The organism is Microbacterium sp. NPDC055599 (assembly GCF_053618975.1).
In genome coordinates this window covers 73486-99556 of record NZ_JBSHIM010000014.1, presented here as the reverse complement: position 1 = coordinate 99556, position 26071 = coordinate 73486, and the positions used below count along the sequence as shown (strand labels likewise).

At 72.2% G+C, this 26071-nt stretch carries 24 protein-coding genes; 9 read left to right on the top strand and 15 right to left on the bottom strand.

Annotated features, from left to right (window positions below; all coding sequences use genetic code 11):
- Positions 1–47: 47 nt before the first annotated feature.
- Positions 48–1019, top strand: coding sequence for an AAA family ATPase (locus tag ACWGQ1_RS14450; protein ID WP_136035405.1), 972 nt, complete (start codon positions 48–50; stop codon positions 1017–1019).
- A complete protein-coding gene (locus ACWGQ1_RS14445) occupies positions 1020–2327 on the top strand; it encodes a DUF58 domain-containing protein (RefSeq protein WP_452313187.1) in 1308 nt (435 codons plus the stop codon).
- Positions 2328–2339: 12 nt separating this feature from the next.
- Here ACWGQ1_RS14445 and ACWGQ1_RS14440 read toward each other — a convergent pair whose 3' ends face one another.
- Positions 2340–3332, bottom strand: coding sequence for a stage II sporulation protein M (locus tag ACWGQ1_RS14440; RefSeq protein WP_136032131.1), 993 nt, complete (start codon positions 3330–3332; stop codon positions 2340–2342).
- Positions 3333–3348: 16 nt separating this feature from the next.
- On the opposite strand from ACWGQ1_RS14440, the gene ACWGQ1_RS14435 reads away from it, so the two are divergent.
- Complete coding sequence (locus tag ACWGQ1_RS14435; protein ID WP_247638607.1) at positions 3349–4158, top strand: RDD family protein; 810 nt, start codon at positions 3349–3351, stop codon at positions 4156–4158.
- A 19-nt stretch (positions 4159–4177) separates the two neighbouring features.
- Here ACWGQ1_RS14435 and ahcY read toward each other — a convergent pair whose 3' ends face one another.
- The 5 genes from ahcY to ACWGQ1_RS14410 all read right to left on the bottom strand — a co-directional run bounded on the left by ahcY (position 4178) and on the right by ACWGQ1_RS14410 (position 8848).
- Positions 4178–5623: an adenosylhomocysteinase gene (gene ahcY, locus ACWGQ1_RS14430; protein ID WP_452313186.1), complete on the bottom strand. Its 1446-nt coding sequence runs from the start codon at positions 5621–5623 to the stop codon at positions 4178–4180.
- A gap of 42 nt (positions 5624–5665) precedes the next feature.
- Positions 5666–6880 carry an ABC transporter permease gene (locus tag ACWGQ1_RS14425; RefSeq protein WP_452313185.1) on the bottom strand — a complete coding sequence of 405 codons (1215 nt, stop codon included), beginning with the start codon at positions 6878–6880 and terminating at the stop codon, positions 5666–5668.
- Entirely contained in the window at positions 6877–7626 is a 750-nt protein-coding gene (locus tag ACWGQ1_RS14420) for an ABC transporter ATP-binding protein (protein ID WP_136032267.1), read from the bottom strand. The genes ACWGQ1_RS14425 and ACWGQ1_RS14420 overlap by 4 nt, the downstream gene beginning before the upstream one ends.
- Entirely contained in the window at positions 7623–8549 is a 927-nt protein-coding gene (locus ACWGQ1_RS14415) for an efflux RND transporter periplasmic adaptor subunit (RefSeq protein ID WP_452313184.1), read from the bottom strand. Before ACWGQ1_RS14415 ends, ACWGQ1_RS14420 begins: the two co-directional genes overlap by 4 nt.
- 92 nt (positions 8550–8641) lie before the next feature.
- Positions 8642–8848, bottom strand: coding sequence for a DUF3499 family protein (locus ACWGQ1_RS14410; RefSeq protein WP_136032271.1), 207 nt, complete (start codon positions 8846–8848; stop codon positions 8642–8644).
- A 77-nt stretch (positions 8849–8925) separates the two neighbouring features.
- Between ACWGQ1_RS14410 and ACWGQ1_RS14405 the strand changes: the two genes are divergently transcribed.
- Complete coding sequence (locus tag ACWGQ1_RS14405) at positions 8926–9348, top strand: hypothetical protein (RefSeq protein ID WP_452313183.1); 423 nt, start codon at positions 8926–8928, stop codon at positions 9346–9348.
- Positions 9349–9368: 20 nt separating this feature from the next.
- On the opposite strand, the gene ACWGQ1_RS14400 is transcribed toward ACWGQ1_RS14405, so the two are convergent.
- The 4 genes from ACWGQ1_RS14400 to manA form a co-directional block, all read right to left on the bottom strand.
- Positions 9369–10751, bottom strand: a complete 1383-nt coding sequence (locus ACWGQ1_RS14400) for a DUF5719 family protein (protein WP_452313182.1) — start codon at positions 10749–10751, stop codon at positions 9369–9371.
- The gene (locus tag ACWGQ1_RS14395; RefSeq protein ID WP_452313181.1) at positions 10748–13768 is read right to left on the bottom strand and encodes a glycosyltransferase; all 3021 of its coding nucleotides are present in this window, start codon (positions 13766–13768) and stop codon (positions 10748–10750) included. Before ACWGQ1_RS14395 ends, ACWGQ1_RS14400 begins: the two co-directional genes overlap by 4 nt.
- Before the next feature lie 82 nt (positions 13769–13850).
- On the bottom strand, positions 13851–14168 hold the full coding sequence (locus ACWGQ1_RS14390) for a WhiB family transcriptional regulator (RefSeq protein WP_136029858.1): 318 nt from the start codon (positions 14166–14168) through the stop codon (positions 13851–13853).
- 150 nt (positions 14169–14318) lie between these two features.
- Positions 14319–15446, bottom strand: a complete 1128-nt coding sequence (gene manA, locus ACWGQ1_RS14385) for a mannose-6-phosphate isomerase, class I (protein WP_247638605.1) — start codon at positions 15444–15446, stop codon at positions 14319–14321.
- A gap of 68 nt (positions 15447–15514) precedes the next feature.
- On the opposite strand from manA, the gene ACWGQ1_RS14380 reads away from it, so the two are divergent.
- Together ACWGQ1_RS14380 and ACWGQ1_RS14375 are read left to right on the top strand one after the other, a co-directional pair.
- A complete protein-coding gene (locus ACWGQ1_RS14380; protein WP_136029863.1) occupies positions 15515–16930 on the top strand; it encodes an O-antigen ligase family protein in 1416 nt (471 codons plus the stop codon).
- A complete protein-coding gene (locus ACWGQ1_RS14375) occupies positions 16927–18225 on the top strand; it encodes an O-antigen ligase family protein (RefSeq protein WP_452313180.1) in 1299 nt (432 codons plus the stop codon). The genes ACWGQ1_RS14380 and ACWGQ1_RS14375 overlap by 4 nt, the downstream gene beginning before the upstream one ends.
- 15 nt (positions 18226–18240) lie before the next feature.
- Here the strand turns inward: ACWGQ1_RS14375 and galE are convergent, their stop codons facing one another.
- Entirely contained in the window at positions 18241–19230 is a 990-nt protein-coding gene (gene galE, locus ACWGQ1_RS14370; RefSeq protein ID WP_452313179.1) for a UDP-glucose 4-epimerase GalE, read from the bottom strand.
- A gap of 148 nt (positions 19231–19378) precedes the next feature.
- Here galE and ACWGQ1_RS14365 point away from each other — a divergent pair, with 148 nt between their 5' ends.
- From ACWGQ1_RS14365 to ACWGQ1_RS14355, 3 genes are read left to right on the top strand one after another with little or no spacing between them, the layout of a single operon-like run.
- Positions 19379–21289, top strand: coding sequence for a glycosyltransferase (locus tag ACWGQ1_RS14365; protein WP_136037059.1), 1911 nt, complete (start codon positions 19379–19381; stop codon positions 21287–21289).
- The gene (locus tag ACWGQ1_RS14360; RefSeq protein WP_452313178.1) at positions 21286–22248 is read left to right on the top strand and encodes a glycosyltransferase; all 963 of its coding nucleotides are present in this window, start codon (positions 21286–21288) and stop codon (positions 22246–22248) included. Before ACWGQ1_RS14365 ends, ACWGQ1_RS14360 begins: the two co-directional genes overlap by 4 nt.
- Before the next feature lies 1 nt (position 22249).
- A complete protein-coding gene (locus ACWGQ1_RS14355) occupies positions 22250–22858 on the top strand; it encodes a hypothetical protein (RefSeq protein WP_452313177.1) in 609 nt (202 codons plus the stop codon).
- A 39-nt stretch (positions 22859–22897) separates the two neighbouring features.
- On the opposite strand, the gene ACWGQ1_RS14350 is transcribed toward ACWGQ1_RS14355, so the two are convergent.
- Genes ACWGQ1_RS14350 through ACWGQ1_RS14335 form a run of 4 tightly spaced genes read right to left on the bottom strand, consistent with a single transcriptional unit; the run spans position 22898 to position 26062 of the window.
- Positions 22898–23632, bottom strand: coding sequence for an ABC transporter ATP-binding protein (locus ACWGQ1_RS14350; protein ID WP_136029875.1), 735 nt, complete (start codon positions 23630–23632; stop codon positions 22898–22900).
- On the bottom strand, positions 23632–24168 hold the full coding sequence (locus ACWGQ1_RS14345; RefSeq protein WP_452313176.1) for an NUDIX domain-containing protein: 537 nt from the start codon (positions 24166–24168) through the stop codon (positions 23632–23634). Before ACWGQ1_RS14345 ends, ACWGQ1_RS14350 begins: the two co-directional genes overlap by 1 nt.
- On the bottom strand, positions 24165–25271 hold the full coding sequence (locus ACWGQ1_RS14340; RefSeq protein ID WP_452313175.1) for a hypothetical protein: 1107 nt from the start codon (positions 25269–25271) through the stop codon (positions 24165–24167). The genes ACWGQ1_RS14345 and ACWGQ1_RS14340 overlap by 4 nt, the downstream gene beginning before the upstream one ends.
- On the bottom strand, positions 25271–26062 hold the full coding sequence (locus tag ACWGQ1_RS14335) for an ABC transporter permease (RefSeq protein ID WP_136029877.1): 792 nt from the start codon (positions 26060–26062) through the stop codon (positions 25271–25273). The genes ACWGQ1_RS14340 and ACWGQ1_RS14335 overlap by 1 nt, the downstream gene beginning before the upstream one ends.
- Between the last annotated feature and the right edge of the window lie 9 nt (positions 26063–26071).

The following is a 26071-nucleotide window of genomic DNA, read 5'->3' as shown; positions in this document are numbered from 1 at the left end:
CGCCGCCCCGACCGACCCCCGCTCACCCCGGAATCCGAGGAGACCCCGTGACCGACGACAACCGTCCCATCGACGACGCCGCGCTGCGCCAGGCCATGCACCGCGTCCGCACCGAGGTCGACAAGGCCGTGGTCGGCCAGGCGGGCACCGTCACCGGTCTGCTGGTGTCGCTGCTCGCCCGCGGTCACGTGCTCCTGGAGGGCGTGCCCGGCGTCGCGAAGACGCTGGTCGTGCGGTCGTTCGCCAGGGCCCTGGGGCTCGACACCAAGCGCGTGCAGTTCACGCCCGACCTCATGCCCGGCGACGTGACCGGCTCACTCGTGTACGACGCCAGGACGGGCGAGTTCGACTTCCGCGCCGGACCCGTGTTCACGCACATCCTGCTGGCGGACGAGATCAACCGCACGCCGCCGAAGACGCAGGCCGCGCTCCTGGAGGCCATGGAGGAGCGTCAGGTGTCGGCCGACGGCGTGAGCCGCACGCTGCCCGATCCGTTCCTGGTCGCCGCGACCCAGAACCCGATCGAGCACGAGGGCACGTACTCGCTCCCCGAGGCGCAGCTCGACCGGTTCCTGATGAAGCTCGTCGTCGGCATGCCGGAGCGCGACGCCGAGGTGTCGGTGCTGCGGCGCCACGCGCAGGGCTTCTCGCCGCGCGAGCTCACGGGCGTCGAGGCCGTGGTGTCCGCCGAGGAGATCCGCGCCGCCCAGCACGCGGCCGCCGCCGTCGAGGTCACGGACGACGTGCTCGGCTACGTCGTCGACCTGGCACGGGCCACCCGCCAGTCCCCCTCCGTGGAGCTCGGCGCGAGCCCGCGCGCCTCGACCGGACTCCTCGCTGCCGCCAAGGCCTGGGCCTGGCTCAACGCGTCGACGGCCGTGACGCCCGACCACGTGCAGACCATGCTCGTCCCCGTCTGGCGCCACCGGCTGCAGCTGCGGCCCGACGCGCAGATGGAGGGCGTGTCCGCCGACGCGGTGCTCACCTCCGTGGTGCAGCAGACCAGGGTGCCGATCTAGGTGTTCGTCACCGGACGCCTCGCCGTCGCCCTCGCCGTCGGCATCGTCCCGCTGGTCCTGACCGGTCTCGCGGGGGTGCCGCCGTACGCCGTGCTCGGAGGCTGGCTCGCGCTGTGCGCCCTGCTCGTGGTGTTCGACGTGGTGCGGGCGGCGAGTCCCCGCGCGGTGACCGTCACCCGCCGGCCGCCCGCGCGGGCGCGCCTCGGCGAACCCGTGCCGGTCAGCGTGGCCCTGCACAACCACGGAACGCGGACGCTCGACGCCGTGATCCGCGACGCCTGGCAGCCCACCGCCGGTGCGCCCCTGGAGCGCCAGCGCCTGCGCATCGCGTCGGGTGAGCGCGGACGGGTCGAGCTGCCGCTGCATCCTCGCCGTCGCGGCGAGCTGGTGAGCGAGTTCGTCGTGATCCGCTCGCGCGGGCCCCTCGGCATCGCGGGACGGCAGGCGCGCCACCTCGTCCGCGGCGCCATCCGCGTGCTGCCCGCGTTCAGCTCCCGCAAGCACCTCCCCTCCCGGCTCGCCCGGCTGCGGGAGCTCGACGGCAACACGAGCATCCAGGTGCGCGGTCAGGGCACCGAGTTCGACTCGTTGCGCGAGTATGTGCGGGGCGACGACGTGCGCTCGATCGACTGGCGCGCGACCGCCAGGGCCGGGACCACGATGCTGCGGACCTGGCGCCCGGAACGCGACCGCCACGTCGTCATCCTCGTCGACACGGGTCGCACGGCAGCGGCCCGCGTGGGCGACGGCACCCGCCTGGATGCGAGCCTCGAGGCCGCGCTCCTGCTCGCGGCCCTCGCCTCCCGCGCGGGCGACCACGTGCACCTGCTGATGTTCGACCGGGTCGTCCGGGCCAGGGTCACCGGCGTCGACGGCACCGCGCTCCTTCCCGCGCTCACCGACGCCATGGCCCCCGTGCACGCACGACTCGTGGACACCGACTGGCAGAGCGCGTTCGCGGCGGTGCGCACCCTGACCACGCGCCCCTCGCTGATCGTCGCGCTCACGGCGCAGGACGCGGCGGAGTCCGCACGCGGCTTCCTCGGCGCATTCCCGACCGCGTCGCGGGCGACGACCGTGCTGGTCGGCTCGGTCACCGACGACGGGATCGCCGCGCTGGCGCGCGCCAGGGGCTCGCGCGAGGAGGTGTACGTCGCCGCAGCGGCCGAGCGGACGCTCCGCGACGCGGAGAACGTGGCCGACGCGATCCGGCGGGCGGGCGGCGAGGCCATCGCCGCCGACCCCGAGGCGCTCCCACCCCGGATCGCCGACCGCTACCTGGAGCTCAAGGCCGCCGGACGGCTGTGACCGGGGCCGTCGTCAGCCGGCGACGAGCCGCGGCGTGCCGGCCTCGTACTCGACCAGGTCGCCGCTCTCCCCGCGGCGATACGCCCGTCCGCCGATGGCGAGCATGTAGACGAGGAACACGGCGAGCGCCGCGGCCCCGATGCCGATCTTGACCGGCCACGGCAGCGCCCAGCCCGTGACGAAACCCTCCACCAGGCCCGACAGGAACAGGGCGAAGACAAGCCCGATCGCGACCGTGGCGAGGGCCCGCCCCTCCTCCGCCAGCGCTTCACCGCGCGACCGGCGACCCGGCGCCACCCACGCCCAGAACACGTGCAGCCCGGCGGCGGCTGCGACGAAGATGCAGGTCATCTCGAGCATGCCGTGCGGCAGGATGTAGAGCACCATGAGGTCGGCCTTGTCGTGGGCCGCCATGACCGCGCCTGACGTGCCGAGCCCGATGGCGTTCTGCAGCAGCATGTAGATCGGCCAGATGCCCGTGACGCCGAACAGCACGCACTGCATCGCGATCCAGGCGTTGTTCGTCCACACCATGCCCATGAACACGGCAGCGGGGTTCTCGGTGTAGTACCCGGTGAAGCTCTCGTCGGCGTACTGCTCCAGGGCGTCGGGCGGGCCGAGCGTCGCCACCAGCGCCGGATCGCTCGCGATCCAGCCCGCGACGCCCACGGCGACCGCGATGAACGCGACCGCGATGATCAGGGTGGTCCAGCGCAGCCGGTACAGGGCGGCGGGGAGCTGGAGCCCGAAGAAGCGCCCGACCTGGGTGAGGATGCTGTCGGAGGCGCCGGTGAGCCGCAGTCGCGCGCGCACCAGGATCGTCGAGAGGTAAGCGCCCTGCGGCGAGTCGCCGACGGAGGTCTTGAGCTCGGCGAGGTCGGCGGATGCGGCGCGGTAGCGCACGATGAGCTCGTCGACCCCCGCGCCGTCGAGGCGAGCGCGGCTGAGCTGATCCAGCCGCTCCCACTCGGACCGGCGGACGTCGGTCAGGGCATCGGCATCCACCTGATTTACTGTACTCATGTCCGCGCAGATCGACGTCTCCGACGAGGTGCTCTCCGGTGAGGCGGTCGCGATCGACGTGCAGCCGGTCGGGTTCGTGCTCCGCGCCGCGGGAGCGATCATCGACATGCTCGTGGGCTACGGCGTCTTCGTGCTGTGGATCTTCCTGCGCATCTGGCTGCTCGACGCCGGCGTGCTCGACGAGGCGACCGACCGCATCGCCACCGTCGCCGCGCTCGTGGTGAGCTTCGTCGTCCTGCCGATCACGATGGAGGTCGCCCTGAAGGGACGCAGCCTCGGCAAGCTCGCGGTCGGCGGGCGCATCGTGCGCCTGGACGGCGGCGCCGCCGGGTTCCGGCACGCCTTCATCCGCGCGCTCCTCGGCGTGCTGGAGATCTACCTCACGTTCGGCGGCCTGGCGGTGCTGGTGGGCGCGTTCACCTCCCGCTCGCAGCGACTGGGCGACCTCGTCGCCGGCACGTACAGCCAGCGCGTGCGCACGCCACGGCTGACCGGGCACGCGCCCGTGCTTCCGCCGCAGCTCGCCGGATGGGCGCAGATCGCCGACGTCGCCCGGCTGCCCGATCGCCTGGCGCGCCGCATCTCGCAGTTCCTGGAGAGCGCGCCGCGGATGATGCCCGCCGCGCGCGAGCGGGTGGCGCAGGGACTGCTCGCGGAGGCGGCGCCGTTCGTGTCGCCGGTGCCCGCCGCCCCCGCCGAGCTCGTGCTCGTGGGCATCACGGTGCTGCGGCGGGAGCGCGAGCGGCGGGCCCTGGAGAACGCAGACCGCCGCGCCGAGCGGCTGACGGGTCGCCGCGTCGGCGTCTGACCTCGCCTCTCCGCCGCGCTCAGTAGCGGTAGTGGTCGAGCTTGTACGGCCCCTCGACGGGCACCCCGATGTACGCCGCCTGGCTCTCGGTGAGCGTGGTGAGCCGCACGCCCAGCGCGTCCAGGTGCAGACGCGCGACCTTCTCGTCGAGTGCCTTGGGCAGCACGTGAACCCCGACCGGGTACGCCGCCGCGTTCGTGAACAGCTCGAGCTGGGCGAGGACCTGGTTCGTGAACGACGCGCTCATCACGAACGACGGGTGCCCGGTCGCGTTCCCGAGGTTCATCAGCCGGCCCTCGCTGAGCACGAGCACGCTGCGACCGCTCGGCAGGCGCCACTCGTGCACCTGCGGCTTGATCTCGACCTTCTCCGCACCGTCGAGCGCCTCCAGCCCCGCCATGTCGATCTCGTTGTCGAAGTGGCCGACGTTCGCGACGATCGCGAGGTGCTTGAGTGCCAGCAGGTGCTCCACCGTCACCACGTCGCGGTTGCCGGTCCCGGTCACGACGATGTCGACCCCGCCGGCCACGTCGATCAGACGCGCCACCTCGAAGCCGTCCATCGCGGCCTGCAGCGCGCAGATGGGGTCGACCTCGCTCACGATGACCCGGGCGCCCTGACCGCGCAGCGCCTCGGCCGCTCCCTTGCCCACGTCGCCGTAGCCGCACACGAACGCGACCTTGCCGCCGATCAGCACGTCGGTCGCCCGGTTCAGCCCGTCGGGCAGCGAGTGACGGATGCCGTACTTGTTGTCGAACTTGCTCTTCGTGACCGCGTCGTTGACGTTGATGGCCGGGAACAGCAGGTCTCCCGACGCCGCGAGCTCGTACAGGCGGTGCACGCCCGTGGTGGTCTCCTCCGTGACGCCGATCAGCCCCGCGGCCACCCGCGTCCAGCGGTCGGGCGACGCCGTGAGGGACCGACGCAGCAGGTCGAGGATCACACGGTACTCGTGCGGGTCGCCCTCGGCGGCATCGGGGACGACGCCCGCCCGCTCGAACTCGACGCCCTTGTGCACCAGCAGCGTGGCGTCGCCGCCGTCGTCGAGGATGAGGTTCGGGCCGTCGACGCCCGACGACGACCAGTCGAAGATCCGCTCGGTGCACGCCCAGTACTCCTCGAGCGTCTCGCCCTTCCACGCGAACACGGGCACACCGGCGGGCGCGTCCACCGTGCCGTGCGGGCCGACCACGACCGCCGCGGCCGCCTCGTCCTGCGTGGAGAAGATGTTGCAGCTGGCCCAGCGCACCTCGGCACCGAGCGCCACGAGCGTCTCGATCAGCACGGCCGTCTGCACGGTCATGTGCAGCGATCCCGCGATGCGCGCGCCCCTGAGCGGCTGCGCCGCGCCGAACTCCGCGCGCAGGGCCATGAGCCCTGGCATCTCGTTCTCGGCGAGCCGCAGCTGGTGCCGTCCGGCGTCGGCGAGGGACAGATCGGCGATGCGGTACTCGAGCTCAGGCATGGGCCCATTGTTCCATCAGGTCGCGGACGCACCGCCCGTGTGTCAGAACCGGATGGCGTCGATCACCTTGACCCGCAGCGCCACGAGCGCGGGGATGAAGCCCGACACTGCGCCGACCACGACCGAGGCGACGAGACCGACCAGTGCCGCCCGCATGGGGAACGGCGGGATGTCCTGGATACCGGGGAACATCGAGCCGATCAGCCACTCGGAGCGCAGCACCGCCACGACGATCGCGATGCCGATCGCCCCCGCCACGGTCGTCGCCACCAGACTCTCCAGGAACACCGCGAAGAACACCCGGCCGGAGCTCGCGCCGAAGGCCCGACGCACCCCGATCTCCCGCACCCGCTGGCGCATCGCGACGAGCTGGATGTTGATCAGGCTGAGCGCACCGAGCGCGAGGATCAGCGACGCGATGCCGCCCGTGACCATCTCGAACGTGGCCTGAGCGTCGGCGGTGCCGGGTTGCGCCGCCCAGTCCGAGCGGCTCACCGACACCGTCTGCCCCTCCGGCAGCCCGGCGCGGAGGTCCATCGCGAGCACCGGCGCGATCGCGTCGACCTCGTCGGGGCCGAGCCACACCTCGTACTGGGTGAACGTCTCCTCCGGCAGCGCGTCGACGCGGTCACGGTAGGCGTCGTACAGCAGGTCCAGACGGAGCTCCTCGTCGCCGAAGCCCTGCCGCGGAACGACCCCGACCACCTGGTAGGTGCCGCCGGCGTCTCCGGTGACGGTGATCGTGGGGCGCTGGGCGACCGGGACCCGCCCGATGCGCTCCCACAGCGGCTCGCTGATGACCACCGCCGGTGCGAGCGCCTCGAGGTCGCCGTCGTGCAGCCACCGGCCCTCGAGCAGCTTCTCCCGGTGGATCTGCGAGTACGCAGGGTCGACCAGCCGTGTGTTCACCGGGGTCACGCCGTCGGGCAGCGCCACGCCGAGCGAGAGGCCCTGGGCGATCCGGGCGGTGTGACTGAAGCCGAAGCGCTCCGAGGCCCTGCGGAAGCGCTCGTCCACCTCGTCCGCGTCGACCGGGGTGCCGTCGTCGGCCGACACCGCCACGACCACGGTGGCCGCACGGCCGCCCCAGCGGTCCGACTGCTCCTCCTGGAACTGGCGCTGGTACTCCGAGATCGCCACGACCGCGGTGAGCGCGCCCACCGACACGGCGATGCCGATGAGGCTGAGCAGCACACGGAGCTTGTGCACCCGGATCTCGGCCCAGGCGTCGGAGAGCGCTCCGAGGAACCCGGTCACGACGCGACCTCCGCGGCTCCGGGCACCGAGGCGGCGAGCGTGGACGCCTCGAACGCCTTCGTGAGGTCGGCCGGCTCCAGCCGCCCGGCGTCCAGGCGGTAGTGGCGGCGCGCGCGGGCCGCGACGTGCAGGTCGTGCGTGATCGTGACGAGGGCGGCGTCGGTCTCGGTCGCGACCTCGTCGAGCAGGGCCATCACGGTCGCGCCGGTGTCGATGTCGAGGGCGCCGGTCGGCTCGTCGGCGAGGATCAGCACCGGGCGGCGTACGAGCGCGCGGGCGATCGCGACGCGCTGCTGCTCACCTCCGGAGAGCCGGTCGGCGACCTGGTCGACGCGGTGCCCGAGTCCGACGCGCTCCAGCATGTCGGCGGCGATGCGGCGGCGGTCCCAGAACAGCCGTCCGCGCGCGTGGCCGAGCGGCATCATGACGTTGTCCAGCGCGGTGCGACCGGGCAGCAGGTTGAACTGCTGGAACACGAAGCCCACGTTCTCACCCCGGAGACGGTCGAGGCGACCGGACCGCATCCGGCGGACCTCCCGCCCCTCGAACGACACCGTCCCGGACGTGGGGGCATCGAGCATGCCGAGGATGTTGAGCAGCGTCGACTTGCCCGAACCCGACCGTCCCACGATCGACACGTGGTCGCCCGCGCCGACCTCGAGGTCGACGCTGCGGAGGATCTCCAGGCGCGAGTCGTCGGGCAGGAGGACGCTCTTGGCGACGCCCTCCAGCGCGACCAGCGTCACCAGCTCATCCCGCTGTCGCACTGCTCGACGCCCGGGGAGATCTCGTAGCAGAACTCCTCGACGGGTGCGACGAAGCCCGGCACGAACTGGCGGATGCTGTCGCCCTCCGCGAGCCCGTCGGTCACCTCCACCATCGAGCCGTCGTTGACGCCGAGGGCGACCTCGCGCTCCTCCGGCTCGCCGCCGTCGCCCGCGTCGACCCACACCTTTCCGGTGCCCGCGCCGCCCTGCACCGCCGTGACCGGGATCACCAGCGCATCGTCGACCTGCCCGAGCGCGAGATCCATCGTGGCGGGCAGGCCGGCGAACACGGTCTGATCGGCGGGAATCGCGCAGCGCACGCTCGCGGTGCCCTCCTCGCTCACCTGCACCCGCACGCCCGTGCACGGGAACGGGGCGGGGCCGCCCGTGATGGTCACCGTGGCCTCGGTCGGCGCGTTGACGAGCCGGTACAGCTGCACGGGCTCCACGGTCGCCTGCAGGTGGTAACGGGCCGGGGTGAGCGTGTACGTCTCCGTGCCCACCGTGGTGGCCTGGCCCTTCACGATCGCGAGCTCCGACACGTCGCCGGCCTCGGGCGCCAGCACGTCGATGTCCTTGCGCGGGTCGTCCTGGCGCACGGTGAACAGCTTCTGCCCGGCCGCGACGCTCGCACCGTCGGCCACGTGCACCGTCGTGACCGTGCCGTTGAGCTCGCTGCGCACCGGATAGCTCTCGTCGCGCGCGACCGTGCCGTCCAGGCTGAGCGCGTTGACGACGGCCCCTCGCTCGACTGCGACCACCGGATCGGTGATGCCCGCCTCGGGGCTCACGATCGCCTCAGACCGGTCGGGGAAGAAGGCGATCTTCACGAGTGCGGCGGCGCAGGCGCCGAAGATGACCACGAGCAGCAGGGGCAGGACCCAGCGACGCCAGACGAGCACGGTAGCCTTTCCGGCCGCGCCGCCGTGACACCGCCGCCGTCAGAGTACCCAGGAATCGGCAGGGGCCACGGTGCCTCCGCCCGCGTGTCGGATCAGGCGCGCAGGGCCTCGTGGCGGATCACGAGCCAGCCCGCCGGCACCGAGAGCCGGTCCGCGTGCGGGGCGCACAGGTCGTGCGCCTGCGGGTCGTTCGCCGTTCCGAGCGGTCCGAGAGCGGCCATCTGGTCGCCGTAGTCGTAGGTGAGGGTGGCCACGGCCTCACGCGCGCAGCCGACCTTCGAGCAGAGTCGTCCGTCCATCCCCTTCACGCTACGACCCCCGTCGCGAGCGGAGCGGATGCCGCGCCGAGCGCGAGCGCAGCGCCTAGACTTTCGGCATGCCCCGTCGTCGCGCCCACGCCCCCACCGCCCGACGCGGCGCGAGGCACGGACGCCACGGACGACTCGGGCGCAGCGAGGTCGTCCGCCCGCCGCTCGCACCGCTCGACGGGCGGCTCGACCGGTTCGACCTCACGGTGGGCACTGCGGTGGAGTTCCTCCGCGGCACCTGGCCCGAGCTGCAGGAGGTGCGCTTCGAGATCGGGGCGCTGCCCGCGGCCGAGGGCGACGTCCAGGTGCCGCGCTGGCACCTGGACCGCGAGGGGCGGCGGATCGTGCTGTTCCGCATCCCGATCGAGCGGCTGCTCCCTCCGGGACACGACGACGCCGCGCACCGCCGCATGGCGATCGAGAGCGCGGTGTTCCGGGCAGCCGCCGAGTACGTCGGCCGCGAGCCCTGGGACCTCGGCCACGACCACTGACTGCGCGCCCCGTCCCGGGGTCAGGGGTAGACCGTGATCGACTTCTCCACGCCAGGCGACGGCGGCACCGGCAGCACGCCGAGCGCACCGGCCGCGGTCAGGGTCACCGCGGCGTGCACGGGTCCGGTGGTGCGCAGCAGATAGGTCGTCCGCGCGGTCACGTCGATACCGCGGGTCTGCCCCGCCGGCACCGACACCTCCTGCGGCTGACCGCCGTCGATCGGCTCGACCGTGACGGTCGCGTCCTCGTCGCCCGTGTTGGCGAGCTGCAGCCGCGGGGCGGGACCGGCGGGCACGGCGACCGCGGCCTGGTCGTCGAGCTGGGCGGCCGGAGTCACCCACGCGAAGTCGGTGTCGCGTCCGAAGCCGTCCTGCTGGCGGACGGCGGCGACGACCGGGGCCTCCGCCTCGATCTCCACGGTGTAGCGTCCCGGCTCGAGCCCGCTGAGCGCGACCTGCGCGGGGACGTCGGGGTCGAGCGGGACGGAGAACTCGTCCGTCGTCGGCGAGGAGCCCTCGCTGTGCACCGTGACCTTCGCCATGGCGTCGGCGCCGGGTGCCAGCAACCGCAGCACGGTCATGTCGGCCTCGTCGCCGTCGGACGTGAACGTCTGGACCCCCGTGATGACCACGTTCTGCTGCGCGCCGGCCACGGCCTCCTGCAGGTCGATGCCGGCGGGGTCGAGCACGCGCACGAGCGACGACTGCAGGACGGCGCGCACCGGAGCCCCGACCGCGCTCACCTTGACGACCGGCGCCTCGTTGCCGGCGGCGATCGAGGTCAGCGGAAGAGCGGTCTGCGTGCGCGCCGGGATGATGACGGTGCGGCCGCCGCGCGTCTCGCCGTACACGGTGAGGGTGACGGTGGACGGCACCTCGGCCGCGTTGGTGAGGATGACGATGTCCTCGGTGCCGGTGCCCACCGCACCGCCGACGAGCCAGGACTCCAGGCGCGGCACCGTGCACGGGGTGGCCGCGAAGCCCCCGAGGTCGTCCGCGGCGAGGGTGAACGACTCGGCGCCCGCGATCAGCGGAGCCGTGCGGCCCTCCACGGCGCCGGTGAGCACGGAGACCTCGTCGCCATCGGCGAGGTCGGGCGTCGCCACGCCCGACGAGGCCGGATCTCCCGACGTACCGCCGGTGGTGAGCGTGGGGGCTGCCGCCGCCGTCATGTCGAGCGGTGCGGACGAGTCGCGTCCGAGCGCCCGGAAGTCGCCGTTGCAGACCAGCACGCTGTCGCCGGGGAGCGGAGTGACCTGCTCCTGCGCCGGTTCGTGCGCCACGGTGGGCCAGGGCGCGTGCACGGCCGCGACGACCCCGATCACGCAGGCGGCGGCCACGGCCACGCCCGTCACGACGCGGGCGCTGGTCGCGGCGACCCGGAATGCGCGGTTGCCGCTCATCGGCGCTCCTCCTCGGGCTGCGGTGCGGGGGTGTCGTCGTCCGATTCCGCGGCGTCCGCGGGCTCGACCTCGGCCTCGGGAACCGGTTCGGCGATGGGCGCCAAGGCCTCGTCCGTCAGAGCCGGTTCGTCCTGCGGATCCTCGACCGCGCCGACGGGCGGGTCCTCCACGACCGCGGCCGGGAGATCTTCGGCGTGGCGCGGCAGCACCATCGGCTCCTCCGGCGCCCGCCCGACGATGCGCGACTGCGCCCTGGCGGCACGCCGCGACGCCCTGGTCGGGATCGACAGCAGCAGCGCGGCCAGCACCACGAGCAGCTGCAGGGTGATCACGAGCCGCGCCGTGCCCTCCTCCGCCGCGGTGAGCGACGCCGGTGCCGCGGCCTCGCCCTCGAGCCGCCACAGCACTCCGCGCTCGGTGGTGCCCGCGTGGACGAGACCCGGGCGCTGGTCGATCGCGGCGATCGAGGCCGTGCGCAGCGCACGGGCCCGGTCGCCCTCGCCCGCGACCTGGGCGATCAGCACGTAGCTGATGCCCTCCGCGGCGAGTTCGGCCGGTGCATCGAAGTCGCGGGCGGAGATCAGGTCGACCGCGAGCGTGCCGGTGTCGGTGCCCTGGGGCTCGACGGCGGTCGAGAGCATGGTGGTCTGGGCCCCGAGGGTCTCGCTGGCTCCGCGGACCACCTCGACCGCGAGTCCGCCGTCGTTCTGCGGGGTGAGGATGAGCGTCGAGATCGCGCGGTCGCCCGCCGCCTGCGCGGCCACGTAGGCGGGCAGCGTCGACTCCGGCCCGTTGGTGAGCACGGATCGATCGGTGTGGAACGCGGTGAGGGCGGGCAGGGCACACACCAGGAGGGCGGCCGCCGTGACGGTGGTCGCCACGGTGCGCAGCCGCGGCAGCGGGAGCGCCGTGTCGAGCGTGACGGTCGCCGCGCCGAGCACTCCGATCCACGCGAGGCTCAGCCCGGTGCCCGGCCAGATCGGCACGGGGGTGCCCTGCGCGAACGAGACGCTGACGCCGACCGCGAGGAAGGCCGTCGCGACACCGGCGACGGCGACCACCAGCAGCGTGATGCCCGCGCGCCACCGCGGCGAGACGGCCGAGGCGAGGGCGAGCAGCGCGAGCGGTGCGCACAGGAGGGCCGCCCACGTGCCGAGACCGCCGGGCGCGACGGTCGCCCAGCCCGCGAGGTCGGTCGTCGGGAAGCCGAGGGCGATCGCGAGGCGGCCGACCGCGTCTGCTCCGGCCTGCGGTCCCGCCCACGTGAGTCCCGGGTCGGCGAGCAGTGCCAGGGGCGTGCCGTGCAGAAGCTGCCAGGAGATCAACGGCCCGAACAGCACGGCCGTGGGCAGCGGGAGCCACAGCAGACGACCGGCGCCGCGGAACTGGGCCGTGCCGATCACGATGCCCAGCGTCACGAGCCACAGCAGAGCGAGCGCGGGGGCGAGCGAGGGCGCACAGGCGAGCACCGCGGCCAGCAGCAGCGAGGCGCTGCCCGCGGCACCCCACGAGCGGTGCGCGACGACCGCGGAGTGGAACAGCCACGGCAGCAGGAGGTGGGCGAGCACCGCGGCGGGGCGGCCGTCGACGAGCGCGGTGAGGAACGTGGGTGCCAGCGCCCAGGCGATCCCGGCGAAGATCCGCAGTCCGGCGCGATCGGTCACACGGGTCGCGGCGAACCACCCGCCGAGCACCGCCAGGGGCAGCGCCAGGATCCACAGCAGCACGAGGGTGAACGAGGGGCCGGCCGGCCACAGCGAGCCGAGCACCGCGACCACGGCGGCGAAGGGATCGGCGGGGCCGACCACGTCGACGCCCAGTCCGCGGGTGCCCCAGGCCGCGTCGCCCCACAGCGCCGCGACGGTCTGGCGCAGCGGCAGCAGGCCACCGCCCCCGATGGTCGGCCAGGCGAGCAGCGTGGTGAAGGAGGCGATGCCCACGACCAGGGCGGCCAGCACGACCCATGCGCCGCCGCCGGAGAAGAAGCGCAGCTCGCTCACCGCGCCGTGCTCGCTGCCGTGCCCGTCGTCGAGCCGTCGGCGCAGTTGCGCCGAGGTCACCCGGAGCGGGGCGATGCTGGCCCAGGAGGACGTGCGGAAGGCCCGGATGCGTGCGCGCGAGCGGGCGACGGCCCCGAATCGCAGCATCGCGGCCAGCGCGGCGCCCCACTCGGGCAGCACGGCCTCGGGTCGCTTGCCGATCAGGTGCGTGATCGACCGCCACAGCGCGAGCGGCAGCAGAGACAGCCAGTGCAGCGGCACGGCCGGAAGGGGCGCATAGGCCAGACGGCGGTGCAGCTGCGCGAGGCGCGTGACGTACGCGCGGCGGGAGCGCCCGGAGGGCAGGGCGGCGGGGCCGTCCGGCGCGGCGGAGACCCGGGCGCTCGGCGCGAGCACGACGCGCCCGCCGCCCAGGCGCGCGCGCACCCCGAGGTCGAGTCCTTCGTCGGCGCCCGCGACTGCCGGGTCGGGCCGCAGCGCGTCGCGCACCTCCCCGCGGATCAGCAGGCCGCGGATGTCGGCGCCGAGCGCATCGTCCATGCGGTCGTGCTGGCCCTGGTCGAGCTCCCCGGCGGCGAGCTCGACCGATCGGCCGAGCGCGGTCATGCTCACACCGAGTGACACGATCTCCCGGTCGTTGTCGGTGGCCACGACCTTGGGGGCGACGATCGCGGCGGACGGCGAGCGCTCCAGCGTGCCGACGAGTCGTTCGAGCGCCCGCGGGTGGGGGGCGGTGTCCTGGGCCAGCAGCCAGATCGCAGACCCCTCCGGCACCCGAGGCCTGGCGAGATCGATCGCCTCCGCGAACGAGGTCGACGGCCGCGCCTCGATGATGCCCTCCACCGTGTTCGCGACGGCTTCGCTCTCGCGAGCGGTCGCCGCATCTCCGCACAGGACGAGCGTGACGGCGTCGGGGGCGAGCGTCTGGGATCGCACGGCGTCGAGTGTGCGGAGCAGCTGCGCGCGGGCCGAGGGGCCGGGGCGCGCGACGATGATGGCGTGAACTCGGGCTGGCATGACGTGGTCAGCCTATGCGCGCGATCGTCGGCGTCGGGTCAGGGACCCCGGCGCGCCCGCGAAGCCGCGCGGCGTGATCGCCTCAGCTGGCGCGGCGCTTGAGCTTGCGGCGCTCGCGCTCGGAGAGACCGCCCCAGATGCCGAAGCGCTCGTCGTTGCTCAGCGCGTATTCGAGGCATTCGCCACGGACGTCGCACGCGGTGCAGATGCGCTTGGCGTCGCGCGTCGAGCCGCCCTTCTCGGGAAAGAAGGCCTCGGGGTCGGTCTGCGAGCAGAGCGCGTCGCTCTGCCAGGCGAGGGCGTTGTCGTCGTCCGGGTCGGACCGGCGAACCCCGGGAACACCGAGGTTGACCGGATCGACGAACCAGTTCTCCGGCACATCGGAACGGTAACCCGTCATGTCGACCTCCAACCCTTCAAAAACCGCCCCCCTGGCGGGCCGTGCTCACCTAATTACACCGGTGTGATTCGCTCGGGTCAAGTCGCGGATCGTAAACCCTCAACGGATTCTTGAAGGTTCATGGACGCCCGTCGGCGTGTCGCGGTCGTGTCAGCGCCCGGGCGTCGCCACGAACGCCTCGCCCGCACCACCGAGGGTGAGCGTGCGCTCCTCGGCGTCCGCGAACACCGCCGTGCCGACCGCCGCCGTGAGCTCCTCCCCCGTCGCCGTGGCCACCCGCACCGCACCCGAGGTCGCGAGCACCATCGTCGGGCCGTCCACCGCGAGCGTCACCGGCTCGCCGTCCAGCGCGACCCGCCGCAGCGCGAAGTCCGGCACGGGCACCGGGTACTCGGTGATCGCCTGGCCGTCCTGCGGACGCAGCACCGGCACCTCGCCCGTCGTCGTGTCGAGGATGTGCAGCAGCTCGGCGACGTCGATGCGCTTCGGGGTCAGTCCGCCGCGCAGCACGTTGTCGCTCGCCGCCATGATCTCCACACCGAGACCGGAGAGATAGGCGTGCAGCAGCCCGGCCCGCAGGAACACGCCCTCACCGCGGCGCAGCACGACGTGGTTCATCAGCAGCGCCACCACCACGCCGGGGTCGCCGGGGTAGTGCCCCGCGATGCCGGCGACCGCTCGCACCGTCTCGGTCCACTCCCCCGCCTCGCCCGCGGCCGCGGCGATCACGGCGGCCGTGATCTCGTCGACCTCCGCCTGGGCGTCGCCGCCGAGCAGCCAGCCGATCGCGGAGCCCAGCGGGTCGGACTCCTGCTGGAGGAGCTCCCGGAGCCGGGAAACCCCCGGTCCCGGCGCGAGCGTGTCGAGGAGCCGGAGCGACTCGGCGACGGGGCGCAGTCCGCTCAGCGACTCGAAGCGCTCGCTCAGCGCGACGATGAGCTCGGGCTTGTGGTTGTCGTCCCGGTAGTTGCGCTCGGGGTCGTCGAGGGGCCGTGCGCTCTCCTTCGCCCACCCGGCCTTCGCCTGCTCGATCGTCGGGTGCACCTGGATCGACAGCGGGCTCCCGGCTGCGAGCAGCTTCAGCAGGTACGGCAGGGTGCCGCCCGTGACGCGGTCGAGCGTGCCGTCGCCCACGACCTCCGCCGGGTCGCCGGGGTGGTCGCCGAACCACACCTCGGCCTCCGGTGCGCCCGTCGGGGTGCGCCCCTCCAGATCGGCCAGCAGGGTCTCGGATCCCCAGGCGTAGTCGCGGGGGGCGTTCGTGAGCGCGAGCAGCATGCCCCCAGCGTAGGGCCCCGCTGCGGCGCTCAGGATCGCCGCGCGTCCGTCGCGGTAGCCTGAACGCGATGGCCCAGTACACCAAGCACCCGGTGGCCCCCCTTCCCACCGCGCCGGAGCGCGAGTCGACGGGGCACCTGCTGCTGCGCGGGTACGTCATCCTCGTGCTCTTCGTGGCCTTCGCGCACTCCGCCGTATACAACCTGCTCGGCGTGGTCGGCGCCGCCGCCGTGCTGGGACTCTTCACCGTCGCGACCCTCGCGATCGGCATCCCGATGCTCGCGCGTCGTCGTCCGCAGCCCTTCCGCTGGCGACGCCTGCCGTGGGCCGCGCTGGGCTACACCGCACTCGCGCTGGTGTCCGTGGCATGGTCGCAGTGGCGCGGGCCGACGATCGCGACCGGGCTGCTGCTCGCCGCGGTCACCGTGAACGGCCTGTTCATCGCGCACGTGCTCACCTGGCACGAGATCGTGCGCGCGCTGTCCTCCGCCTTCAAGTGGATCCTCGGACTGTCGCTCGCGCTGGAACTCTGGGTGTCCCTCGTGCTGCACGGCCCCCTGCTGCCGAACTTCGTCGACCTGCCGGACGGCGAGATCGACCCGCAGTGGTACTGGGTGCGCGACAACCTCTTCGACGGCGGCCGCATCCAGGGCATCGTGGGTAACGCGAACCTGCTCGCGATCGTGTCGCTGTTCGCTCTCATCACGTTCGGCGTGCTGTTCGCGGCACGGGCGCGGTGGCGCACCACCCTCGCGCTGTGGATGATCCTCGCGGCCTACTTCCTGCTGCGCACCTCCTCCGCCACGGCGCTGGTGTGCGCGGGCGCCGCTGTCGTGGTGCTGGTGGTGGCACTGGTCATGCGGCGGGCGTCGACCCCGAGCGCCCGCACGCGCGTGTACGTCGTCGCCATCGGCTCGACCGTGATCGTCGGGGCCGCCGTCTGGCTGCTGCGCGGGCCCCTGCTGTCGCTCCTCGGCCGCAGCGCCGACCTGACCGGGCGCTCGGAGAAGATCTGGACCAAGGTCCTGGAGCGCGCGGGCGAGCACCCCCTGTTCGGCAACGGCTTCTCCAGCCCATGGGTGCCGAGCGATCCCGCGTTCGACCACTGGATCGTCGACCACGGCATCACCGTGTTCCACGCGCACAACATGTGGCTCGACGTGCTGCTGCAGCTGGGCGTGCTCGGCGTCGTGCTGATGGCCGTCGCCTACGGCAGCCTGCTGTGGCGCTCCTGGTTCTTCGCGGTCGACCGTCCGCGGTGGGACCTCGACGCGCACCGACCGTTCTCGCCGATCACCCTGCTGCCGAGCCTCTACACCATCGTGCTGCTCGTGCAGGGCCTGACCGAGTCCACGCCGATCATGCTGTGGGGCTGGCTGCTGCTGGTCCTGTTGTCGTTCAAGCTGAAGTCCGTGCCGCTCGTGGGCGTGGGTGAGCGCGACCTCGTGTTCGAGCGCGGGACGACGCAGCGGCGGGTGCCGTGACGCCGGGTCGCACGATCACCCGGCTCCTCGGGTCGGCGGAGTTCGCGCGGGCCTTCACGCTTGCGGTGCTGCTGGCGGTGTTCGGCTCGTTCCTGATCGAGCGGATGACGTCTCCCGTCACCCTCGCCACGATCGTCACGCTGCTCTGCGTGCTGGGAGCCGCGATCCTCTGGGTGCGCCGCGAGGAGCTGTCGCTGCTGCGCCTCGCGCCCTCGTCGCTGATCGCGTTCCTCGGCTGGGCACTGGTGAGCCTGGTGTGGACGACCGATCGTTCGGACACGTTCTTCGGCTGGCTCTCCCTGCTGGGCTTCGCGTTCCTCGCCATCACGGTCGGCCACATCCGCGACACCCTCCAGACCGTGCGGGCGCTGGGCGACGCGCTGCGAGTGCTCCTGACGCTCTCGCTGGGCGTGGAGATCCTGTCCGGCGTGCTGCTCGACATCCCGTTCTCGTTCCTCGGCGTGCAGGGCGACCTCGCGCTCGGCGGACCGGTGCAGGGCGTCTTCGGCAGCCGCAACATGCTCGGCTTCATCGCCGTGATCGCGCTGATCACCTTCGTGATCGAGTGGCGCACGCAGTCGGTGGACCCGCCGCTCGCGGTCGTGTCGATCGCCCTCGCGGGCGGGCTGGCGTTCCTGTCCTCCTCGCCGACGGTGCTCGTCCTGGCGGTGGCGGTCGGCATCGTGACGATGGCGCTCACGATCGTGCGGCACACCTCCCCCGCGCGTCGCACCATGGTCCAGTGGGGCCTCGGGGCGCTGGTCGCCCTCGCCCTGGCGGTGGCGTTCGCGCTGCGGCACCAGATCATCGCGCTGCTGGACGCCGGCTCCGATTTCTCTATGCGGGCGACCCTGTGGAACATGATCCTCGACTTCGTGTCGATCAAGCCGATCACGGGGTGGGGCTGGTTCGGCGACTGGGCTCGCGGGGAGTATCCGTTCACGTTCATCAACTTCCAGCTGGGCGAGCACCACCAGAGCGCGCTGAACGCGTTCTTCGATGTGCTGCTGCAGCTCGGCACGGCCGGCCTCGTGCTGTTCCTGCTGCTGGGAGGAGTCGCCCTCATCCGCTCCTGGCTGGTGGCCAGCGTGCGCCGATCCGTGGTCTACGCGTGGACGCCGATCACGCTCGTGACGCTCGCCGTCGATTCGATGTTCGAGAGCTTCACGCTGGTGGGTGCCGGCTGGTTCCTGCTCGTGCTGTGCGCCCTGCGCGCCGGGCAGTCCCGCTCGTGGCGCGAGAACATCGACGCCGCGCACACCGGGGCCATCCCGACCCTCCGCCCCCAGGGCTAGGGTCCGCGCCGGGGGTCAGCGCAGCGAGCGGAGCTTCTCCGACCAGGCCAGTGCGTCGCGCACACCGTCGTCGACGGAGCGCTCGGCGCGCCAGTCCAGCACCGCGGCGGCACGGTCGACGATCGCGTACGCGCCCGCCTGGTCGCCCGGGCGTCGGCCGGTCTCGACCACCGGCAGCACCTCACCCGTGACCCGCTCGAACGCCCGCACGAGCTCGCGCACCGTGACGCCGTCGCCCGTGCCCAGGTTGATCACCTGGTACGGCTCGTCGGGCGTGGCCACGCGGTCGAACCGCTGCACCGCGGCGACGTGCGCGAGAGCCAGGTCCCAGACGTGCACGTAGTCGCGCAGCCCGGAGCCGTCGCGCGTGGCCCAGTCGGTGCCGGTGATGGTGAAGGGCTCGCCCGAGGCGTGCGCCTGCATGATCTTGCCCAGCGCGTGCGAGGGCGTGGGGTTCTGCAGCCCCGTGCGCAGGCGGGGGTCGGCGCCGATCGGGTTGAAGTAGCGCAGCGCGATCGCCCGGAAGTCGCCGGCGGCCGCTGCGTCGGCGAGGATCTGCTCCACCATGGCCTTGGTGGTCGCGTAGGGGCTCGCGGGCGCCAGGGCACCGCTCTCGTCGACGCCGTCACCCGACTCCCCCGCGTACACCGAGGCCGAGGAGCTGAACACGACGCGCGGGACACCCGCGTCGCGCAGCCGCTGCAGCAGCACGATCGTCTTGCCCACGTTGCTGTCGTAGTAGCCCAGGGGGTCGGCGACCGACTCCGGCACGACCACGCGCGCCGCACAGTGGACGACCGCGTCGATGTCGGGGTGGTCGGCCAGCAGCCGGTCCAGCACCGCGTGATCGGCGATGTCGCCGACGTAGAGGTTGCGTCCGTCGCCGAACACCTCGAGCCCCTTGGAGAGGTCGTCGAGCACGACGACCTCGATCCCGGCCTCGATGCATGCCGTCGCCACGGTCGATCCGATGTAGCCGGCGCCGCCGGTGATCAGTACCTTCATCGCGGTCAGTCTAACCAGGCGGGCTGGGCGCGACCGGGGAGGCTCTCCGCGGATCCCGAGGTGACGAACGGTAGGCTACTCACTGCTCGTCGAGTCGCGCGCTGCCCACCGGCGGCGTCCCGCGACACCAACATCGGAGAACCTCCCTGTGGCCCACGTCCTTCAGAATGTCGTCTTCCCGCTCGATCGCGACCCCGACCTGCTCCCGCTCTACGCCGACCCCGAGACCTGGTCCGTGATCGAGAACGAGCCCGTCCGGGTGTCCAACAGGGCGCACCTGGGCAACATCCTCGGCCGTCACCGTGCGCGCATCGTCGCCGGCCGCCGCGTCTCCCTCGGCACCTACTTCAACGCCTTCCCCGCGTCGTACTGGCAGCACTGGACGAGCGTGCGCGAGGTGCAGCTCACGGTCCGCACGACCGGACCCGCCACGATCCTCGTCTACCGCTCGAACGGCAGCGGCGTGCGCCAGCGGGTCGCCACACGCGAGGTCACCGGAGAGGCCACGACGTCGTTCGACCTGGCGCTGACGCAGTACAGCGACGGCGGATGGATCTGGTTCGACGTGGTCGCCGACGAGAAGCCTGCCGTGCTGGAGGGCGCTGAGTGGACCACCGAGCACGAGCCGGCCCGCACCGGCAAGGCCTCGCTCGGGATCACCACCTTCAACAAGCCCGACTACTGCGTCGAGACGCTGCGCGCCCTGGCCGCCTCGCCCGATGCCCTCGAGTTCGTCGACCGCATCTTCCTCGTCGACCAGGGCACGCAGCTGGTCCAGGAGCAGGACGGCTACGACGACGTCGCCGAACGCCTCGGCGAGACCCTGCAGGTGATCCGGCAGCCGAACCTGGGCGGCTCCGGCGGCTTCGCCAGGGCGATGCACGAGACGCTGCAGCGCCCGGAGAGCGACTTCGTGCAGCTGCTCGACGACGACGTGCGCCTGGAGCCGGAGTCGCTGCGCCGGTCGATCGTGTTCGGACAGTACGCGACCACGCCCGTGCTGGTGGGCGGCCACATGTTCGATCTGCTCGACCGGCCCAAGCTGCACGGGTGGGCCGAGGTGGTCGACCAGGCGCCGTTCATGTGGCGCAACCTGTACCAGGAGCAGATGCCGCACGACTTCGGGGTGTCGAACCTGCGCCAGTCGACGCTGCTGCACATGCGCATGGACGCCGACTACAACGGCTGGTGGATGTGCCTCATCCCGGTCGAGGCGGTCCGCGCGGTCGGCCTCGCCCTCCCCGCGTTCATCAAATGGGACGACGCGGAGTTCTGCCTGCGCGCCGGGGAGGCCGGATTCCCCACCGTCTCGATGCCGGGCGTCGCCCTGTGGCACGTCTCCTGGGTGAACAAGGACGACACGATCGACTGGCAGGCCTACTTCCATGCCAGGAACCGCATCGTCGCCGGGCTCCTGCACTCGGAGGTCCCGCGCGGAGGTCGCCTGCTCCGGCACAGCCGGCGCGTCGACCTCAAGCACCTGATGATGATGCAGTACTACCCGGTCGCCCTCCGTGCCAGGGCGCTGCGCGACGTGCTGTCGGGGCCGGAGCACATGCGCCGGAACATCCGTACCGCGATGCCCGCCGCGCGGGCCCTCGCCGCCGAGTTCCCCGAGACCGTGGTGCACCGCGACCCGTCGCGCGTGCTCTACTCGCGTCGCGGGCGCCAGGTGTACAAGCAGGTGTCGAAGAACGACCTCGACAACCCGACCGGTCTGCGGCTGCGCTGGTTCACGCTGACCACGCTGGTGTCGCACTGGATGCACCGTCCGCACCCGGCGAACGTCGTGCAGCCGGAGGCCGAGTTCGGCAAGGAGGACGCCCAGTGGTGGCGCGTCCCCTCCTTCGACAGCGTGCTGGTGAGCACGGCCGACGGCTCCGGAAAGAACATCTACACGCGCGACCGCCGCCAGTACCGCCGCATGCTGCGCGAGAGCGTCCGGCTGCACGCCGAGCTCCGGCGCCGGTGGCCGGAGCTGCGGGCGCGCTACCGCGAGGCGATGCCCGATCTCGTCTCCCCCCAGTCCTGGCAGCAGATCTTCGAGGAGAAGGCATGACCGCGGCCCCCGCTGCATTCGACCCCACCGCAGCGACCATCGTCATCGTCACCTTCAACCGTTCGCACCTGTTGTCCGGGCTGCTCACCAGCATCACCGCGATGGACCCGAAGCCGGGCCGCGTGGTCATCATCGACAACGCGTCGGCCGACGACACCACCGACGTGGTCGAGTCGTTCCGTGACGACATCGGCACCGAGATCGTGTACCGGCGCCTGCAGACGAACACGGGCGGGTCCGGAGGCTTCAGCGAGGGCATGCGCACCGCGTACGAGCTCGGGTCCGAGTGGATCTGGATGATGGACGACGACGTGGAGGTGCTGCCGGACGGCCTCGCCAGGATGGGCCGCTGGGCGCCGCGCTTCAAGAGCATCCAGGGCCGCCGGTACGACTACGACGGCAGCGAGTTCTACTGGCAGTACCGCATCGCCGAGCGCATGGGCATCCCGATCCCGTTCGCCCCGGCCGGCTTCGACGAGTCGGGCTACAAGCACATGAACAGCGGCTGCTTCGAGGGCATGTTCATCCACCGCTCGATCGTGCAGCAGATCGGGCTCCCCGACCCGCGGTTCTTCATCTACTGGGACGACCAGATGTACGGCTGGCTGGCTTCGCGCCTGACCACGGCGGTCATCGTGGACGAGTTCGTGCTGCGTCGCACGCGCGAGATCAAGCAGTGGGACATGGGCATCCGGCACATGAACGCGTCGAGCAACGCCTACCGGTACTACATCATGCGCAACCGCGGCTTCATCAAGCAGTACTACCGCGTCCACGGCATGTACAACCCTGTGCTGTTCGGCCTCGGCACCGCGGCGACGTTCGCGAAGGAGCTCATCCGGCTCGTCTTCGTCGAGCGCACGGTGCGGGGCACGAGCAACCTGTTCCGCGGGATCCGCGACGGCGGCCGCGTGGGCCGCGACCGGTCGTGGCAGCCGATGACCCCTCTGGAGGCATGACGTGACCGATCCGCAGGAACCGCAGCCGGAGCTCCGCTGGGCCCCGCTTCCGCCCACCCCCGAGCGCAAGGGGCGGGTGTGGCTGATCGTCGGCCTCTCGGTGCTCGCCCTCGCGATCATCGGTGCCCTGCTGTTCTTCCTCCTGCCTCGCGGAGACGGGCCGACGCCGGGACCGAGCGCCTCGCCCTCGCCGAGCTCGACCCCCACGCCGACCGAGACCCCGACGCCCACGGCCACGCCGACGGCGGGCCCGCAGCCGAGTCAGACGCCGATCGTGACGCAGCCGCCGGTCGTCGACCCCACCGTGGAGGCTTTCCGCGGACAGGTCTCCGGGCCGCTGGCCGACGCGCTGCGCGGGCTCGACATCGTCGCGGGCGCGAGTGGTCAGGACGCGCTGCCCGTGGTGGACACGCTGCAGGAAGACGCGCGACGCCTGTCCGACCTCCCGGCACCATCGTCGATCGCGGACAGCTGGCGCGGCGGCACCGCCTCGTACACGCAGCGGCTCAGCGAGCTGCGGACGGCGATCACCGACGGCGGGAACACCGCCGGCGCGGTCGATGCCGCGCGCACGGCGGCGCAGAGCCTGCGGAGCCTCGTCGGCCTCTGAGCCCCGGCGACCTCGCCCCGACCGTGCGGGCGTGGAGGCTCAGACCGCGTAGTCGGCGTTGTAGCGGTCGAGCACCTCGCCGATCGGTGCGTCCAGCGCGAGCGCGCCCTTGTCGAGGTACAGCCCGCGCGTGCAGAACCGGCGCAGGTCGCGCTCGTTGTGGCTCACGAAGAACAGCGTGCGCCCCTCCGCGAGCAGCTCGTCGATGCGCTTGTAGCACTTGTCGCGGAACGCCTTGTCACCGACGGCGAGGACCTCGTCGACGAGGAGGATCGGCTCGTCGAGCTGTGACACGACAGAGAACGCCAGCCGCACCTTCATGCCGTTGGAGAGGTGCTTGTAGGGCGTCTCCTCGAAGCCGGCGAGCTCGGCGAACGCGATGATGTCGTCGTAGCGGCGCGAGACCTCGTCGCGCGACATGCCGTGGAGACCCGCGGTGAGACGCACGTTCTCCCGCACCGTCAGATCGCCGACGAAACCGCCGGTGATCTCGATGAGCGGCGCCACGCCTCCGTTGACATGCACCGACCCCTCATCGGGGAGCAGCACGCCGGCGACCAAGCGCAGCAGCGTCGACTTCCCCTGTCCATTGCGGCCGACCACACCGATCGACTCCCCCGGCTGCACCGTGAACGAGACGTCGCGCAACGCCCAGAACTCGCCGGGGCGCGAACGGCGCGATGCCCCGCTGAACAGGTCCTTGAAGCTGCGCCGCCCCCTCCGGTTGCGGCGGAAACGGACGCCGAGCCCCTGTACCTCGATTGCCGCGGACATCACAGCTCCCCCCTCGATGAGAGGACGGCGATGGCCGCGAGCGTGTGGGCATCACGGATCGTCCCGTCCTGCACGGCATGCGCCAGTTCCGCGAGCGGCAGCCAGCGCCGGTCGGAGACTTCCCCGTCCGGCACGGTCGCCGGCGCGTCCTGGTCGATGCGGCACTCCACGACGGCGACTTCCTGCGGGAAGATCGACGAGTCGGTCACGTACGACCCCAGCACCTGCGGGTCGCGGCCGCGCAGGCCGGTCTCCTCCCGCAGCTCTCTGAGGGCGGTCTCGACGGCCGTCTCATCGGCTTCTCCCGCCCCGCGAGGGAGCTCCCAGAGCTCGGCCTCCGCGGCTTCCCGGGCGCTCAGCACGAGCAGCAGCCGATCCGCGTCGCGGGCCACGATCACCGCTCCTGCGCGCCCGTCGGAGACGACGAGGCGGTGGTGCGTGTAGGCGGACCCGTCGGCGGCGCGCCGCGCGGCGGCCTCGAGCCGCACCGGGAGCCCGTCGGAGCTCGCGTACACCGGGGTGAATCCATCGGTCATGAGCGCGCTCCCCTGTGCAGGACGAACCGTGCCTGCGGATCGCGGACGAGAAGCTCCCTGAGGGCACCGAGCGAGTCGAAGGGCACCGTCGTGGCGATGGCGCCGACGAAGGCCACCCAGGTCCAGACGTTGTCCACGGAGCCGAGCCCGAGGCCGGGCACGGCGAGGGCGACCACGCAGAGCGCGATGACGAGCTTCGCGATCGACGTCAGCAGCACGAAGCCCCGCGACGACACGGCCGTCACCTGGGTGGCCGCAAAAGCGAGCCCGCGCATGCGCGACCACGTCGGCCGCTCGCGCAGGCGGTGCCGCTGACGATGAGAGGCGTCCCAGGCGACCGCGATCGTGGCGGGGGTGGACTCCCGCGCCCACGCGACCAGCGTCGTCGACAGCGGCAGCTCCACGTCGTGCGCGGCGCGAGCGAGGTGCCCGTCGGCCTCGGCGCCGAACGTCACCCAGTCCGCTCCCGCGTTCTCCGCGATCATGCGCAGGTACGCGTCGCCCCACCAGCGACGCACCGCCTCCCGATCGGCCTCCGCGAGCGGGAGCGCCTCGATGCGCTGCCACGCCACGCTGCGGAACCGCACCTCGTCGAGTCGCGCGTCGGCGATCACGTGCAGCGCCTCCGGCGACGAGGCCGGCGGGGTGCCCGTGCGCAAGGGTGCGTCGCCACCCGTCTGCTGCTCGTACCGGATGATCCCCGTCTCGACGAACCGCAGCCATTCGTCCCACCCGCGGCGGACCTCCGCCGGAATCCCGACCGCACCGCGCAGAGCGGGAAGCGACCAGTGGAACGCGTCGTTCGCGAGCCGAGCATCCAGACCTTCGCGCAGCGTCGGGTGCACGCCCGTGATCGTGAGGGGATACCGTCCCGGCGTCGCGCCGAGCTCCCGCATGACACCGTCCGGACCCAGCGTCAGGAAGTACGCCCCGTCGAGCAGCATGGCGTCGGTCACCAGGATCTCGCTGGAGACGAGCATGCCGATCCGGAGCATCCCCGTCAGCTCGGTGATCGCCTCCCGCGCATCGGCAGCCCCGTCGAAGAGCGCCGCCTGGGCGGGCGCGTCGAGCTCAGCGATGAGCACGCGTGCAGCCGCAGACATCACAGTTCCTTCAGCACAGGGCGCTCGAGGCTCCGGAACGTCCACACGCCGAGCGCCAGGATGACCACGCACATCACGACGCTCACGATCACCGGCATCGGGTCCCACAGATCGGGGAAGAAGCCCACGCGGTAGAGCGTGAAGATCCCGGCGAGCGGGTTGAACGCCCCGATCACGTCGAAGGGCGCCGGGAGGTCTTCGAAGCTGTAGATGACGGGCGAGGCGTAGAACAGCGCGCGGAGGATCAGCGCCGTCGTCCGCTCCAGATCCGTGTACAGCACGCACAGCGGCGCGACCAGCAGACCGAGCCCGACCAGCAGCATGATCTGCAGGAGGAGCGCGACCGGGAACCACAGCAGCATCACGTTCACCGTGGCTCCGCTGAACACCGCGAACAGCACCAGCACGGGGATCGAGAACAGGAACTCGATGCCCTTGCTCAGCACGATGCGGTTGACCCAGATCGATCGCGGGATCGCCGTCGAGCGCACGAGACGCGAATCCTTCTTGAACGCCCTCGTGAAATCCGACACCGAGGTGTTGAACCACACCCACGGCAGCAGCGCCACGATGAGGAACACGATGTACGGGTCCTCGCCCACGCTCCGATGGAACACCTGCGTGAACACGAACCAGTAGATGGCGCTCATCACCAGCGGATCGAGCACCGACCACAGGTAGCCGAGGGCGCTCGTCGCGTACCGCACCTTCAGGTCGCGGGCGGACAGCAGCCACAGCGAATGCAGATAGCGCCGGGGCGTCCCGGGCGCCCCGACAGCAGCGTGACTCACGGTTCCGAG